The sequence below is a fragment of the Streptomyces sp. NBC_00461 genome, assembly GCF_036013935.1.
Classification (GTDB): Bacteria; Actinomycetota; Actinomycetes; order Streptomycetales; family Streptomycetaceae; genus Streptomyces.
Genome location: NZ_CP107902.1, coordinates 2,273,420 through 2,287,058, shown reverse-complemented (window position 1 = coordinate 2,287,058; position 13,639 = coordinate 2,273,420). Strand labels below are relative to the sequence as shown.

Annotated in this window: 14 protein-coding genes, 1 pseudogene and 1 riboswitch; of the genes and pseudogenes, 11 read left to right on the top strand and 4 right to left on the bottom strand. The window is 72.2% G+C overall.

Annotation, left to right across the window (positions count from 1 at the left end; genetic code table 11):
• Positions 1-51 precede the first annotated feature (51 nt).
• Positions 52-191: riboswitch (cobalamin riboswitch) on the bottom strand.
• Between the two features lie 127 nt (positions 192-318).
• The 3 genes and pseudogenes from OG870_RS10940 to OG870_RS10930 all read right to left on the bottom strand — a co-directional run bounded on the left by OG870_RS10940 (position 319) and on the right by OG870_RS10930 (position 2,727).
• Positions 319-546 carry a hypothetical protein gene (locus OG870_RS10940; RefSeq protein ID WP_266511931.1) on the bottom strand — a complete coding sequence of 76 codons (228 nt, stop codon included), beginning with the start codon at positions 544-546 and terminating at the stop codon, positions 319-321.
• 34 nt (positions 547-580) lie between these two features.
• The gene (locus OG870_RS10935) at positions 581-1,825 is read right to left on the bottom strand and encodes an inorganic phosphate transporter (protein ID WP_266511929.1); all 1,245 of its coding nucleotides are present in this window, start codon (positions 1,823-1,825) and stop codon (positions 581-583) included.
• A 152-nt stretch (positions 1,826-1,977) separates the two neighbouring features.
• Positions 1,978-2,727: pseudogene (locus OG870_RS10930) on the bottom strand (lysozyme).
• A gap of 196 nt (positions 2,728-2,923) precedes the next feature.
• Here OG870_RS10930 and OG870_RS10925 point away from each other — a divergent pair.
• The 7 genes from OG870_RS10925 (at position 2,924) to OG870_RS10890 (ending at position 10,968) form a co-directional block, all read left to right on the top strand.
• Complete coding sequence (locus OG870_RS10925) at positions 2,924-3,655, top strand: class II aldolase/adducin family protein (protein ID WP_266585621.1); 732 nt, start codon at positions 2,924-2,926, stop codon at positions 3,653-3,655.
• A gap of 120 nt (positions 3,656-3,775) precedes the next feature.
• A complete protein-coding gene (locus OG870_RS10920; RefSeq protein ID WP_266841211.1) occupies positions 3,776-4,894 on the top strand; it encodes an alpha/beta hydrolase family protein in 1,119 nt (372 codons plus the stop codon).
• Between the two features lie 192 nt (positions 4,895-5,086).
• The gene (locus OG870_RS10915; RefSeq protein ID WP_266585623.1) at positions 5,087-6,487 is read left to right on the top strand and encodes a hypothetical protein; all 1,401 of its coding nucleotides are present in this window, start codon (positions 5,087-5,089) and stop codon (positions 6,485-6,487) included.
• A gap of 618 nt (positions 6,488-7,105) precedes the next feature.
• On the top strand, positions 7,106-7,783 hold the full coding sequence (locus tag OG870_RS10905) for a hypothetical protein (RefSeq protein ID WP_266923634.1): 678 nt from the start codon (positions 7,106-7,108) through the stop codon (positions 7,781-7,783).
• A 91-nt stretch (positions 7,784-7,874) separates the two neighbouring features.
• Positions 7,875-9,473, top strand: a complete 1,599-nt coding sequence (locus OG870_RS10900) for an ABC-F family ATP-binding cassette domain-containing protein (RefSeq protein ID WP_266511912.1) — start codon at positions 7,875-7,877, stop codon at positions 9,471-9,473.
• Between the two features lie 352 nt (positions 9,474-9,825).
• The gene (locus OG870_RS10895; RefSeq protein WP_004002281.1) at positions 9,826-10,047 is read left to right on the top strand and encodes a helix-turn-helix domain-containing protein; all 222 of its coding nucleotides are present in this window, start codon (positions 9,826-9,828) and stop codon (positions 10,045-10,047) included.
• A 117-nt stretch (positions 10,048-10,164) separates the two neighbouring features.
• Positions 10,165-10,968: an enoyl-CoA hydratase/isomerase family protein gene (locus OG870_RS10890; RefSeq protein WP_266511909.1), complete on the top strand. Its 804-nt coding sequence runs from the start codon at positions 10,165-10,167 to the stop codon at positions 10,966-10,968.
• A 114-nt stretch (positions 10,969-11,082) separates the two neighbouring features.
• Here the strand turns inward: OG870_RS10890 and OG870_RS10885 are convergent, their stop codons facing one another.
• On the bottom strand, positions 11,083-11,793 hold the full coding sequence (locus tag OG870_RS10885) for a nucleopolyhedrovirus P10 family protein (protein WP_266923632.1): 711 nt from the start codon (positions 11,791-11,793) through the stop codon (positions 11,083-11,085).
• Between the two features lie 87 nt (positions 11,794-11,880).
• Between OG870_RS10885 and OG870_RS10880 the strand changes: the two genes are divergently transcribed.
• From OG870_RS10880 to OG870_RS10865, 4 genes are read left to right on the top strand one after another with little or no spacing between them, the layout of a single operon-like run.
• Positions 11,881-12,372 (top strand): Asp23/Gls24 family envelope stress response protein, encoded by a 492-nt coding sequence (locus tag OG870_RS10880; RefSeq protein WP_266585625.1) that lies wholly within the window; start codon positions 11,881-11,883, stop codon positions 12,370-12,372.
• A 43-nt stretch (positions 12,373-12,415) separates the two neighbouring features.
• Entirely contained in the window at positions 12,416-12,601 is a 186-nt protein-coding gene (locus OG870_RS10875; protein WP_266511899.1) for a hypothetical protein, read from the top strand.
• Positions 12,598-12,981, top strand: coding sequence for an Asp23/Gls24 family envelope stress response protein (locus OG870_RS10870; RefSeq protein ID WP_266511896.1), 384 nt, complete (start codon positions 12,598-12,600; stop codon positions 12,979-12,981). The genes OG870_RS10875 and OG870_RS10870 overlap by 4 nt, the downstream gene beginning before the upstream one ends.
• Positions 12,978-13,634 (top strand): DUF6286 domain-containing protein, encoded by a 657-nt coding sequence (locus OG870_RS10865; RefSeq protein ID WP_266585626.1) that lies wholly within the window; start codon positions 12,978-12,980, stop codon positions 13,632-13,634. Before OG870_RS10870 ends, OG870_RS10865 begins: the two co-directional genes overlap by 4 nt.
• The last annotated feature ends 5 nt before the right edge of the window (positions 13,635-13,639 follow it).

The following is a 13,639-nucleotide window of genomic DNA, read 5'->3' as shown; positions in this document are numbered from 1 at the left end:
CGGCAGCCGCGCATGGCGATTTGTCCTCACTCAGGGTGTCCACGCCCTGGTTCGACGAGACCGACGGTGAGAGTTCCTGGCTCCCGGGACTACCTACCCCGGTGACAGTGGCGGGACCGCGCCGGACTTCCACCGGCTTCCTCTCGCGCCGTCGTACATGGCTCCGGCAGTCCACCACGGGCCCGGAAGGGCAGTCAACTTGCTGTTGACCTGGGACGGAGGAGTGTGCGCAGGCCCACATCCGAGAGGTCGTGGGGGTCACGCAAACGCGTGGTGCCGGGACGGATCACCGTCCCGGCACCCAAGGGGTCCGAGGCCTCAGGCCTTGACCACCACCAGATAGATCCCGTACGCCACCGCCGCCGCGCACGCCGCGAAGCACACGTAGGCGGCCGTGACCGCGGCCGCGGCCGAGTCGCCCTGCGTGGCAGCGCGTTCGCGGCGCGACAGGCCCATGACGCCGAGGGTGAACAGGGCCACGAGGCCCACGGTGACCGCGAGGCTGACGCCGAAGACGGAGCCCAGAGCTGCCCAGTCGATCTTCATGCTGCTTCTCTTCCTTCGTGCCGGGTGCGCGGGCTCAGACGGCCGCGGCCGGCGGGATCGCGGGGTCGGGGGCGGTCGTGGCCGGGGCGGGGATCGTGGCCGTCAGGTCCTCGGTCACCGTGCCCGCCGGGGGCCGGGCCACGGCGGCGATCGCCGTGGTCACCACACCGGCCGGCTCCTCGGTCTCGTTGACGTTCGTCGCGTCGACGACCTCGCGCCGGGAGAGCTTCCAGATGGCCGCGCTGGAGGCGATCAGGAAGACGGCGACGACGGCCGTACCCCAGGCGCCGAGATCCGTGACCGACTCGGCCAGCGCGCCCACCAGGGCCGCGGCCGGCAGCGTCAGGCACCAGGCCACGAGCATCCGGGTCGCCGTCGACCAGCGGACCACGCCGCCTTTGCGGCCGAGGCCCGCACCCATCACCGAACCGGAGACGACGTGCGTGGTGGACAGGGAGAAGCCGAGGTGCGAGGAGGCCAGGATCGCCGTGGCCGCGCTGGTCTGGGCGGCGAAGCCCTGCTGCGGCTGGAGTTCGGTCAGGCCCTTGCCCATGGTGCGGATGATCCGCCAGCCGCCGAGGTAGGTGCCGAGCGCGATGGCGAGGCCCGCGGAGAGGATGACCCAGGTGGGCGGGTCGGAGTCGGGAGCGACGGCGCCGCCGGCGACCAGGGCGAGGGTGATGATGCCCATCGTCTTCTGTGCGTCGTTGGTGCCGTGGGCCAGCGAGACCAGGCCCGCGGAGGCGATCTGCCCGGCCCGGTAGCCCTTCGCGGCGGCCTTGCCGTCGGCCTTTTTGCCCAGGGTGTACGACAGTCGGGTCGCGAGCATCGCTGCGAGGCCCGCCACGATCGGGGCGGCGAGCGCGGGGATGAGCACCTTGGTGACGAGTACGTCGCCGTGTACGGCGCCCGTACCCGCCGAGGCGACGGTGGCGCCGATCAGACCGCCCATCAGGGCGTGCGAGGAGCTGGAGGGGAGCCCGACCAGCCAGGTCAGCAGGTTCCAGAGGATCGCGCCGACCAGCGCCGCGAATATGACCTCGGGACGTATGCCGGTCTCGTCGACGAGACCTTTGGAGATCGTGTTGGCGACCTCCACCGAGAGAAAGGCGCCAACAAGGTTCAGCACGGCGGACATGGCCACCGCGACCTTGGGCTTGAGTGCGCCGGTCGAGATGGTGGTGGCCATCGCGTTGGCGGTGTCGTGGAAACCGTTCGTGAAATCAAACGCGAGTGCGGTTACGACCACAATCGCGAGGATCAGCGAGAAGTTTTCCATTTACCCAGGCAATCGTTCGAGGTCATCGGTCAGTTGACCGTAGGAAACCTGAGTGAACGGAAGATGAACTGGGGAGGTCCCTGGAGTGTCTGGATGAGGGGGTCGCCGTACCGCCCGATCTCGGCGACCCTCTCGTCCCTTCTGTCCCTTGGTCAGTGGCCCCGGGCGAACGTCCTCAGCTGCGCCTGGGAGCCGTTGAAGAGATTCTGGTCACCCGGCAGGCCGCCGCTGTTGTCGTACTGCCAGAAGGTCCAGAACGACCATCCGGCCGGCAGTGAGCCCGCGTCCGCCGAGTCGTGGCGGGCGATCTACAGTGCGTGGTCGGAGGCGAAGGCGCGGCTGCCGCCGGTGCACGTGTTCCACCAGTGGGTGGTCGTGTAGATCACCGGACGACGGCCGGTGAGCTGCTTCAGCTCGTTGCTGAACGACTTGATCCAGTTGACCATGCCCGCCTTGCTCAGGCCGTAGCACTTGTGCCTGGAGTCGTACGGGTTGTACTCGATGTCGAGCGCGGGCGGCAGGGTCCAGCCGTCCGCGCTCCACCTCCCGCCGTTGCGCACGAAGTACGCCGCCTGCGTCGCGCCCGACGACTTGTTCGGCAGCGCGAAGTGGTACGCCCCGCGGATGATGCCGGCGGTGCGGGCGCCGTTGTACTGCTGGCTGAAGTACGGGTTGCGGTAGTTGGTGGACTCGGTCGCCTTGACGTATACGAATCTGGCGCCCCTGGCTTTCGCGCCGGACCAGTCGACGTTCTTCTGGTGCGAAGAGACGTCGTGCCCCTTCGGCGGGCTCGCCGCCGAGGCCGGAACCTCGGCGAGGGCGGACGCCCCGATGGCGAGTGCGGCCGCGCAGACCGCTGTGACGCGGGTGCGACGGCGGAACGGTTTGCGATCACGAGCCATGTTTCCCCCCGGAATGGCGACGTGCACGACAAAACAACCGGAGATTACTGGAAGATCGTTGAATGTTCGTCGATCTCTGGCCAAGCACGGAGAGAAGGGGATATGTCCGTGTACGGGGACTTTCGGAGGTCCGGCTTCCGCCCTAAAGTGCCCCTGCCCGGCGGCGGGTTGGGGGTGTGCCTGACAGGATCGCCGCATGGGTGAGCAGCAGCGGGACCGGCGGGACGAACGGGATGCGCGAGAGAGTGCGCGGGATGTGCCGGAGAGGCGGGGGAGGGGTGTGGGCGACGAGGAGGCGCACGCCTGGGACGCGCTCGTCGCGGCCGCCCGCCGCACGGTCCTCGACGGTCTCGTCGTCGGCACCTCCGGCAACGTCTCCGTGCGCGTCGGGGACACCGTGCTGGTCACGCCGTCGGGCGTGCCCTACGACCGGCTCACGCCCGCGGACGTGACCGGCGTCGACCTCGACGGCCGGCAGGTGCTCGGCACCCTGGCCCCGACCAGCGAGCTGCCCATGCACCTCGCCGTCTATCGCACCACCGACGCCCGCGCCGTGGTCCACACGCACGCCGTGCACGCGACGGCCGTCTCGACGCTCGTCCCCGAACTCCCGACGATCCACTACATGGCCGGCGCCCTCGGCGGGTCTGTCCGGGTTGCCCCCTATGCGACATATGGCACCGACGAGTTGGCCGAGAACATGCTCCATGCCCTCGCCGACCGCACCGGCTGTCTCCTCCGGAACCACGGCATGATCACCTACGGCACCACCCTGGACCAGGCCTACGACCGCACGGCCCAACTGGAGTGGATGTGCCGACTGTGGCTGACGGCGTCGTCGGTACCGGGCATGTCACCGGCGCTGCTGTCCCGCGAACAGATGGCGGAGGCGGGCGAGAAGCTGCGGGGGTACGGGCAGCCGGGCTGAGCCCACCACGCGCGTGGCGGTGCTGGGCACCCCGCCCCGAGAGTGCCGGTCCCGCAACCGGCGTCACCCCGTTCCGCCCTCCCGCTGGCCCGTGACCGGGTTGGCCAGGACACTGGACGGGTGCGCACCGTCAAAGCAACGGCCGCTGCCGTCACCGTAGCCCTGGCAGCCGGCGCAGCCTCCGTGGCCGCCGGCCGGTTCGCGAGCGACGCGGCACTCAAGACGTCCCCGGGCAGGCCGCTGCCCACCGAACCGCGGCTCACCGTGCACGCGACGGCCGCCGGCCAGATCGCGCTCACCCGTGACCTGGCGGCCCTGCGCCCCGGCACCTACGGCCTCTCCGGCGATGGTACCCATGCCGTCGTCGGCCCCGTCCTCGACACCGCCACGCACTCCGCCGACACCGTTGTCCGCCGCCTGGAACGGGTCACGCACGGCGCCCTGGAGCCCGGCGACAAGGTCTGGCTGACCCCGAACGTGCACATCGGCAACCCGACCACCGCCCTCGGACTCGACCACACCGACGTGGACATCCCCGGCGAACTCGGCTCCCTGCCCGCCTGGTTCGTGCCCGGCGTCCGGGACACCTGGGTGATCACGGTGCACGGCCTGGGAGCCACCAGGGAACACCCCATGAACGTGATGGAGTTCCTGCACCGCCAGCGCTTCCCGGTGCTCGACCTCGCCTACCGCGGCGACCGCGGCGCCCCCCGTTCCCCGGACGGTCTGAACCACCTCGGCGAGACGGAGTGGCGCGACGTGGACGCGGCGATCCGGCACGCCGTGAACCACGGCGCCAGGCACGTCGTGCTGCACGGCTGGTCCACCGGCGCCACCATGGCGCTGCGCGCCGCCGAGCACTCCGCGCTGCGGGAGAGCATCTCGGGACTGGTCCTGGACTCCCCGGTCCTCAGCTGGGCGACGACGCTGCGCGCCCTCGCCTCGGCCCGTCGCACGCCGGGCGCGCTGCTCCCGCTCGCCGTGCGGGCCGCCCAGGGGCGCACGGGCCTGGAACGCGATCGCACCGCCGGGGCCGCGCAGCTCACCGTCCCGACGCTGATCTTCCACGGCCCCGACGACACACTGGCCCCCTGGGAGTACTCCCGCCGGCTCGCGAACACCCACCCCAACCTGATCGCCCTGCGCACCGTGGCGCAGGCCGGGCACGGAGCGATGTGGAACGCCGACCCGAAGGCCTACGAAGAGGCGTTGCGCCGCTTCCTCACCCCGCTGATGTGACCCCGCCGAGGTGACCCTCCGCCAGGGCCGGGCGCAGTGGAGCTGAACAACACACGCGATTCCGTTTAAGGCCGTACCACTGGCCGGTTCTCGGCCCCGAGCCGCTCGCCGGCCCCCGTCCGTTGGCCAGTCCCGTCGCCCCCCGTGACATTCCGTTTGGGTTTTCCGACCGTCAACCGGAAGACTGCACCCGTGACGTCCCGTATCCCGCGCGACTCCAGGCTTCGACTCGTCCGCCCGCGACCCCTGGCCGCCGCCCCCTCAGCTGTGAACCAGCGGCGCTCGCGCCGCGCCGCGCCCCGCCCTCCGGAGGGCACACCGGCGCCCGCGGAGCTGGCCAGAATGGCGCGCTCCGGTCTGGCCGCCGCGGCCCGCGTCGCCCGCTGGGCGGACGCCGCGCTCGGCCCGGGCGGCGACAGCGCGACAGCCGACGGCAAGGCCACCCTCGCCGAGGCGACCGCGGAACGGGCCTCCCGCGACCTGGGCCTGACAGCGGCTCAGGTCCGCGCCGACTGGGACACCGCCCGTCTCGCCGGCCTCGTCGAGGTGCACGGCGACAGCGCCCGCCCCGGCTGGCGGCTGCGTGCCTGGAACCGCGACGACAGCGCCGTACTGCGCGGCTGGGTCGCCCTGTTCGACGCCTGGTCGCTCGCTCACGCCGAGCCCGCGGAGCACGAGCCCGCGGCCGTCGGCGAGGTCGTCTCGGCCATGCCTCAGGTGCTCTCCTTCCTCCAGCTGTCCGCCGGGCCCGTCCCGGTCGACCAGCTTCTGGACCTCCTGGAGCAGCGGGTCACCGAACTGCGCACGGAGCGCTGCGAGATCCCCTACGGGCCGCAGCCCGGCCCCCTGCAGCAGCCGCAGGCCCTCGACACCCCGCTCGCGCCCCTCCTCGACTGGGCCCTGCACGCCCTCGGCTCCGTCGGCGCGCTCACCTACGGCGACGGACAGGCCACGCTCACCCCGCTCGGCAGCTGGGCGGTCTGGGTCAAGCTGGAGCAGATCTGCGTCGCCGCGCAGAGCCCCGCCGGGAACATCGAGCAGGCCGCCGAGGACATGCTCCGCGGCTGCGCCCAGCTCCGCCCCAACGCGGCCCGCGCCGAGTACCGCGCCTGGCTCGCCGCCCGGCCCGTCGGCAGCGCCGTCAGCGAACTCATCGACGCGGCCCGCGGCGACGACGCCCTGCTGCGCGGCCTCGCCTTCGAGGCGCTGCGCGTGGTCGGCGCCCCCGCCGAGCCCGACGTCAGCGCCGTGGCCGACGAGCCCACGCTGCGGCCCTACGCCCTGCTGTGGCTCGCCGAGCACGACGGCGTCGACCCCGAGGACGCCCACGAGGTCCTCACCCGGGAGGAGGCCACCTGGCTGTGGGTCGACACCGCGGCCGCCGTCGCCGACCACGGCGAGTCCCCGATGCTCGTACGGCACCTGGAGTCCGCCGTGCAGCCGACGGTCCCCATGCTCCTGGACGAGGTGCGCGCCGTCGGCCACCCCCGCACCGTGCAGGTCCTGGTCGCACTCGCCGCGGCGCACCCGGACCCCGCCCTGGCGAAGGCCGTGCGCCGCGCCGCCTTCCAGGTGCACACCGGCGGCAATTAGGAGCCGTCGGCGGGCATCCGGGGCGCGCGTGCGCGCCGAGGCTCCGGATACTGCCCTCGGCGTCCCGGGCCAGGCAGCTCCGTGAGCCGTGGCTGTGGCCCTGGTCCGTCGGGGACATCAGGATCTCCACGGATGCCGACCCGCTCCACCCAGCCGTCGACGAGCGCGTCCTCCAGACGGGCGTCGAGCAGACGCCGGCCCGTGCGGAGCCGGGACAGCGGGGGCAGCGTGAGGTTCTCGGCTTTGCCGAACTCGCCGACGCGCCGCGCGCCGGGGGTGCGCGCAGACGTCGTCCACGACGCCGTACACCCCGCTCGGGCCCGCGCCCTTCCTCGCCGAGCGGGTCGAAGACGCCGCCGCGGCCCTCGGAGCCGACCATCACCGCCGCCGCTGCCCTGCGCCGGCTCGGCGTGCGTCACCGAGCCGTCCTCGCCCTCGTGCACCGAGATACCGAGATCTCGGTGCAGCCCGCGGCCGCCCGCCGGCGCCGGCGAAGAGCCGAACGGGGGACGCGCCCCCTCACCCCGCCGTGTCACGTCGCCACACCCCGGCCGCCGACCCCGCCCGTGGCTACGCTCTGCGCCGGATCCGAGGGCGATGGGCGCGGAAGGGGGCACGGTGGGCGATCTGCCGGTCGAGACGAAGGGGGCGCGCCGGGCCACCCCCGAGACCAGTGAACTCCCGGGCGCCCGCCGCGTCCCCCGCCGCCTCGTCGCCACCCTGGCCCTCCTCCTGGCGGTGCCCGTCCTGGCCGCCGTCCACGAGTCCCGCCCCGCCCCCTACGGAGACCACTTCACCGCAGGCGCGCACTACACACGCGACGGCCGCCGTCCGCTCACCGTGCTCCACGCGCGCGGGGACACCATCACGCTCTGGGACGACGGACTGGTCACCGCCGCCGACGGCGCCTCCGTCCGCTGGCACCGCGCCCTCCCCGCGAGCGCCGACTGGCTTCCCGCACAGGGCGGCACCGGAGTCCTGCGCCCCCTGGGCCGTGGAATCCTCGCCGTCGTCACCCCGCCCCGCATCGCCGCCTACCGCATCGCCGACGGCGACCTGCGCTGGGTGGTGCCCGCGCGCGGTGGGTGCGCCTTCGCGCCCGAACGTGCCGTACGTCACGCTGCCGGAGCGCTGCTCGTCGCCCAGCCCTGCCCGGAATCGGCGTGGACGTCCCAGCTCATCGCCGTGGACGACCTGGGCCGGATCACCCCGCACCGTGCGTCCCTCGGCAACGGCCGCCCGGACGGGCGGCCCGAACACCCGAACACAGAAAAAGTGGTTGCACAGCCCCGTTAGACTTGGCCCATGGCCATTCTCCTCGCGCATTAGACGGCGGGAACGTCCTCAGTCGCCCACCCGTCACCCCAGTCTGCCCTGGAGCCTGTCCGTGATCTCCGCCTCCGGTATCGAGCTGCGCGCCGGTGCCCGCGTCCTCATCGAGTCCGCCTCCTTCCGTATCGCCAAGGGCGACCGCATCGGACTCGTCGGCCGCAACGGCGCCGGCAAGACCACTCTCACCAAGGTCCTCGCCGGCGACGGCATCCCCGCCGGAGGCACGGTCACCCGCTCCGGCGAGGTCGGCTACCTCCCGCAGGACCCGCGCACCGGCGACCTCGACATCCTCGCCCGCGACCGCGTCCTGTCCGCGCGCGGTCTCGACGTACTGCTCCGCAAGATGCGCGAGAACGAACAGCGGATCGCCAACGGCCAGGGCGCCACCCGCGAGAAGGCGCTCAAGCAGTACGAGCGCAACGAGACCGAGTTCCTCACCAAGGGCGGGTACGCCGCCGAGGCCGAGGCCGCCACCATCGCCGCCGCCCTCAACCTGCCCGACCGGGTGCTCGGCCAGCCGCTGCACACGCTCTCCGGCGGTCAGCGCCGCCGTATCGAACTGGCCCGCATCCTCTTCTCGGACGCGGACACCCTGCTGCTCGACGAGCCGACCAACCACCTCGACGCTGACTCGATCGTCTGGCTGCGCGACTACCTGAAGACCTACCGCGGCGGATTCATCGTGATCTCCCACGATGTCGACCTGGTCGAGACGGTCGTCAACAAGGTGTTCTACCTGGACGCCAACCGCGCCCAGATCGACATCTACAACATGGGCTGGAAGCTCTACCAGCAGCAGCGCGAGGCCGACGAGAAGCGCCGCAAGCGCGAGCGGCAGAACGCCGAGAAGAAGGCCGCCGCCCTGCACTCGCAGGCCGACAAGATGCGCGCCAAGGCCACCAAGACCGTCGCCGCGCAGAACATGGCCAAGCGTGCCGACCGGTTGCTCGCCGGCCTCGATGCGGTGCGCCAGAGCGACAAGGTCGCCAAGCTGCGCTTCCCCGAGCCCGCGCCGTGCGGAAAGACGCCCCTGACCGCCGAGGGCCTGTCGAAGTCGTACGGCTCGCTGGAGATCTTCACCGACGTCGACCTGGCCATCGACAAGGGTTCCCGCGTCGTCATCCTCGGCCTGAACGGCGCCGGCAAGACCACCCTGCTCAGGCTCCTCGGCGGCGTCGAGACGCCCGACACCGGCGAGGTCGTCGAGGGCCACGGCCTCAAGCTCGGCTACTACGCGCAGGAGCACGAGACCCTCGACCCTGAGCGCACGGTCCTGGAGAACATGCGGTCCGCCGCCCCCGACCTGGACCTCGTCGAGGTGCGCAAGACGCTCGGCTCGTTCCTGTTCTCCGGCGACGACGTCGACAAGCCGGCCGGTGTCCTCTCCGGCGGCGAGAAGACCCGCCTGGCCCTGGCGACCCTGGTGGTCTCCTCCGCGAACGTCCTGCTGCTGGACGAGCCGACCAACAACCTCGACCCCGCCAGCCGCGAGGAGATCCTCGGCGCCCTGCGCACCTACAAGGGCGCCGTCGTCCTCGTCACCCACGACGAGGGCGCCGTCGAGGCGCTGCAGCCGGAGCGGATCATCCTGCTGCCGGACGGCGTCGAGGACCTGTGGGGCGCCGACTACGCGGACCTCGTCGCCCTCGCCTGAGAGTCAGCACTGCGTGATCGAAAGCGTGATCCACAGCGTATGGATCATTCGGCCGATCCGTGATCCATCATCTGTGTGAGATCTCCTCGTACCGAGGTGTGTCCTACATCGAATTCGCGGCCGAGCCCTTTATCGACAAGGGCTCGGCCGTTGTACGTCTCTGACCTGGTGCTTCGCGAAATAACCCGTTCGGCGGTACGAACGCCAATAGGGAGAATCGCAGATTCCGCTTGTGGCGATGCGCTCCTGTCGTCAAAACCCTGTCTCACGGACCTTGCCGAATGGGTGGCCATGAACGCCCGGAGGGGTGATCATGAGGGGACCAGAGCGCACTTCCCATGAGGAGGCACGGGTGGCCGAGACTCTGAAGAAGGGCAGCCGGGTAACCGGCGCCGCGCGCGACAAGCTCGCGGCAGACCTGAAGAAGAAGTACGACTCCGGTGCGAGCATTCGGGCGCTGGCCGAGGAAACCGGCCGCTCGTATGGCTTCGTGCACCGGATGCTCAGCGAGTCGGGCGTCACGCTCCGTGGGCGTGGCGGGGCGACGCGGGGCAAGAAGGCCGCCTCGTCCTGATCTCGGGAGGCACATCGGCTTCGATGGTGGCCACCCGGTCGGTCGGCAGATCGGCCGGGTGGTTACTGTGCAGTCACTTAGCTTCGCTCTGCTGACCGCACTCATCGGAGGCATTCCATGGCTTCGCCTGCCCAGGACCTCGGTCCGCTGCTCGACAAGGACGGCGTACGGCTCACCGTCGACGACGCGATCGCCACGGTGACGCTGGACAACCCGACCAAGCGCAACGCGCAGAGCCCCGCCATGTGGCGTGCGCTCGCCGAGGCCGGGCGGGTCCTGCCGGGGTCCGTCCGTGTCGTCGTGCTGCGCGCCGAGGGGCAGTCCTTCTCCGCCGGGCTCGACCGGCGCATGTTCACGCCCGAGGGAATCGAGGGCGAGCCGACGTTCGTCGACATCGCGCGCAGCAGCGACGGCGAACTCGACGCGATCATCGCCGAGTTCCAGGCCGGATTCACCTGGTGGCGGCGCAGTGACCTCGTGTCCATCGCCGCCGTGCAGGGGCATGCCATCGGCGCGGGCTTCCAGCTGGCGCTCGCCTGCGACCTGCGCGTGGTCGCCGACGACGTGCAGTTCGCCATGCGCGAGACCAGCCTCGGACTCGTACCCGACCTGACCGGCACGCATCCGCTCGTCGGACTGGTCGGCTATGCCCGCGCACTGGAGATCTGCGCGACCGGCCGCTTCGTCCTGGCCGAGGAGGCCGTCAGCACGGGCCTCGCCAACCTCGCGGTACCCGCCGAACAGCTCGACGGCGCCGTGCACGACCTGGTGTCGGCTGTCCTGGCGGCACCCCGGGACGCGGTGATCGAGACCAAGGCACTGCTGCGCGGGGCGCAGGGCCGGGACTACGACGCCCAGCGCGCCGCCGAGCGGGCCGCGCAGGCACGGCGCCTGCGGGACCTGGCCGGCCTGGGCGAGTAAGCCGTCCGGGCGAGTGGGCCGTCGGGGCGAGTGGGCCGATCGCACCGGACGGCGCCACGACCGCTCGCCCACGGCTGTGCTCAGCTCACGGCTGTGCTCAGCTCACGGCTGTGCTCAGCCCACGGTCGTGATCAGTACCGCCACCGTCAGGTGATCCGCCGGCGACACGGAGACCGCCGCGCGCACCTCCCGGGCCACGTCCACGGCCCGGTGGCCCGCGTCCACCGCCAGCTCCACGCGCGCGTGACGGTGCGGCAGCGCGCCCTCCTCGTGCCGCTCCTCGATGTGCACGGACCGGCCGAGGCCGCCCGTCAGACGGGCGACTCCCGGGACGGCGAGGGCGGCAGCCGCGGCGCGGCCCTCGTCGCCGGTCCCGGACCCGGCGGCGGGCGGCGGCTCCGGAGGCCGCACCGGCACGGCCTCCGGGTCCTCGTCCAGCAGCGCCGTGACCCGCAGGTCCACCTCCGCCACCACCAGGCCGAGCAGCTCGGTCGCCGCGGCCGTCAGCGTCGTACGCAGCAGGGTCGCGGTGGTCGGCAGTGGCTGCGCGCCCGTCGCAGCGAAGTCCGCCGTCAGTCGTAGCGGTCCGGGCGGCAGGGCGCTCGGCGGGGGCGGTACGGCGGGGTCGGCTGCGGTGTCCGGGTCGGCGAGCGCGATCCGCAGCCCGTCCAGCCGTACCCAGCGCAACTCCCCGGCCGCGCGCCTGAGCACCGCCTCGGCCGCCGCCTCCGAGATCCACGCGCCCTCGCGCGGTCCGCCCAGGGGCAGGAGTCTGCCCAGGCCCAGCTGATGCCGCACCTCTTGCGCCCACCGTTCCGCCGTCATTCCTCCAGCCTGCCGCATCAGCGGCGCGCGGGGGCGCAACCCCGCTTACCGTGGTGAAAGGAGGACGAATCGAAGGGACGTACGGCGATGACCGACATGACGGAGCAGAACCGGACGAGGAGCCCCGGAGAAGCGGGCGAGGTCGCGGACGGCCCAGCGCTGCGGAAGTCGACGCGGCGCGGCGGGGGAGACCCGGCCACCCGGGGGCGTACGACGATCGCCGACGGGGTCGTGGAGAAGATCGCCGGACTGGCCGCGCGCGACGTGGTCGGCGTGCACGCCCTGGGCAGCGGGATCAGCCGCACCTTCGGCGCGGTGCGCGACCGGGTGCCGGGCGGCTCGAAGTCCGTGACACGCGGCGTGAAGGCCGAGGTCGGCGAGGTGCAGACGGCGCTCGACCTGGAGATCGTCGTCGACTACGGCGTCTCGATCTCCGACGTCGCCCATGACGTGCGCGAGAACGTCATCGCGGCGGTGGAGCGGATGGCCGGCCTCGAGGTCGTGGAGGTCAACATCGCCGTGAGCGATGTGAAGCTGCCGGACGAAGAGGACGACGAGCAGGAGACGCGGCTCCAGTGACATCCCGGGGATCGGACAACCGCACCGCTGAGGGGAGTGCACGATGAGCATGGCCGTGGTCGGCATGGTCGCCGGAATGGCGCTGGGCTTCGCCGGGTACTTCGGCGGCTTCGGAGCCTTTGTGCTGGTGGCCGCCCTGGGTGCCATCGGTTTCGTCGTCGGCCGGTTCCTGGAGGGGGACCTGGAAATCGGCGACTTCTTCCGTACGCGTGACGACCGCCGGCGGTGACACCGGTGAGCGAGGGCGCCGCTGAAGTTCGCAGACCCCCGGCCACCGTCGCGCCGGGCGAGCGCGGTGCCACCAGGATCGCCGACCGGGTGGTCTCGAAGGTCGCCGCCCAGGCCGCCCGCGAAATGCTCGCCGGCCAGTCCGGGGACACCACACCCGCGCAGGCCGCCGTCGTGGTCCACCATGGCGCCGCCCACATCCGCCTGCACGTCGAGTTCGACTACCCCTGCGACATCGGCGCGCGGTGCGCGGATGTGCGTCGGCATGTCGCTTCGCGGGTACGCGCGTTGGTGGGCATGGAGGTGCCGGAGGTCGCCGTTCACGTGGAGCGGCTGCATCTGACCCCGGCGCACGGCGCGGGACAGGGGAGGACGCGATGAGCGAGCCCCAGGGCTCCGAGGGCACCACACAACGACTGCCGGTCATCGAGAAGGCGCCCGGCGGCGACCTGGACCACGCACCACCGCCCCCGTCGGCGGCCGACGACGCACGCGAGGGCCGCTTCTGGTCCGCGCGCCGCGTCCCCGCGGGCATCGTCGCGGCCCTGATCCTGGCGGTCGCGGGCATCTTCCTCTACGACGTCGCAGCCGTGCGCGCCGGCCGGCCCGCGATGAGCTGGCGCCGCGAACTCGCCCGGCAGCTGGCCGAGCGCCCCCTCGACGACACCTGGGTGCTCGTCGGCGCCGGCGTCGCCGCGGTCCTCGGCCTCTGGCTGATCGTGCTCGCCGCCACGCCGGGCCTGCGCGGCGTCCTGCCGATGCGGCGCCCCGACACCGACGTACACGCCGGTCTGTACCGGGAGGCGGCCGCACTGGTGCTGCGCGACCGTGCCATGGAGGTCGCCGGTGTGCAGTCGGTACGGGTGCGGGTGCGCCGGTCCCGGGCCGACGTCTTCGCCGTCTCGCACTTCCGCGAACCGGACGACGTGCGCGCCGACCTGGACACCGCGCTCGCGGAGGCGGTCGAGGGCCTGGGGCTGTCCCGGCCCCCCGCGCTGACGGTGCACGTACGGCGTCCCGGACGGAAGAGGTGAGGGCG

Coding starts and splice junctions, on each gene's coding strand:
- OG870_RS10865 (WP_266585626.1), top strand. CDS start 12,978: ATGAGCGAGCCCCAGGGCTCCGAGGGCACCACACAACGACTGCCGGTC.
- OG870_RS10885 (WP_266923632.1), bottom strand. CDS start 11,793: ATGACGGCGGAACGGTGGGCGCAAGAGGTGCGGCATCAGCTGGGCCTG.
- OG870_RS10880 (WP_266585625.1), top strand. CDS start 11,881: ATGACCGACATGACGGAGCAGAACCGGACGAGGAGCCCCGGAGAAGCG.
- OG870_RS10890 (WP_266511909.1), top strand. CDS start 10,165: ATGGCTTCGCCTGCCCAGGACCTCGGTCCGCTGCTCGACAAGGACGGC.
- OG870_RS10925 (WP_266585621.1), top strand. CDS start 2,924: ATGGGTGAGCAGCAGCGGGACCGGCGGGACGAACGGGATGCGCGAGAG.
- OG870_RS10940 (WP_266511931.1), bottom strand. CDS start 546: ATGAAGATCGACTGGGCAGCTCTGGGCTCCGTCTTCGGCGTCAGCCTC.
- OG870_RS10875 (WP_266511899.1), top strand. CDS start 12,416: ATGAGCATGGCCGTGGTCGGCATGGTCGCCGGAATGGCGCTGGGCTTC.
- OG870_RS10935 (WP_266511929.1), bottom strand. CDS start 1,825: ATGGAAAACTTCTCGCTGATCCTCGCGATTGTGGTCGTAACCGCACTC.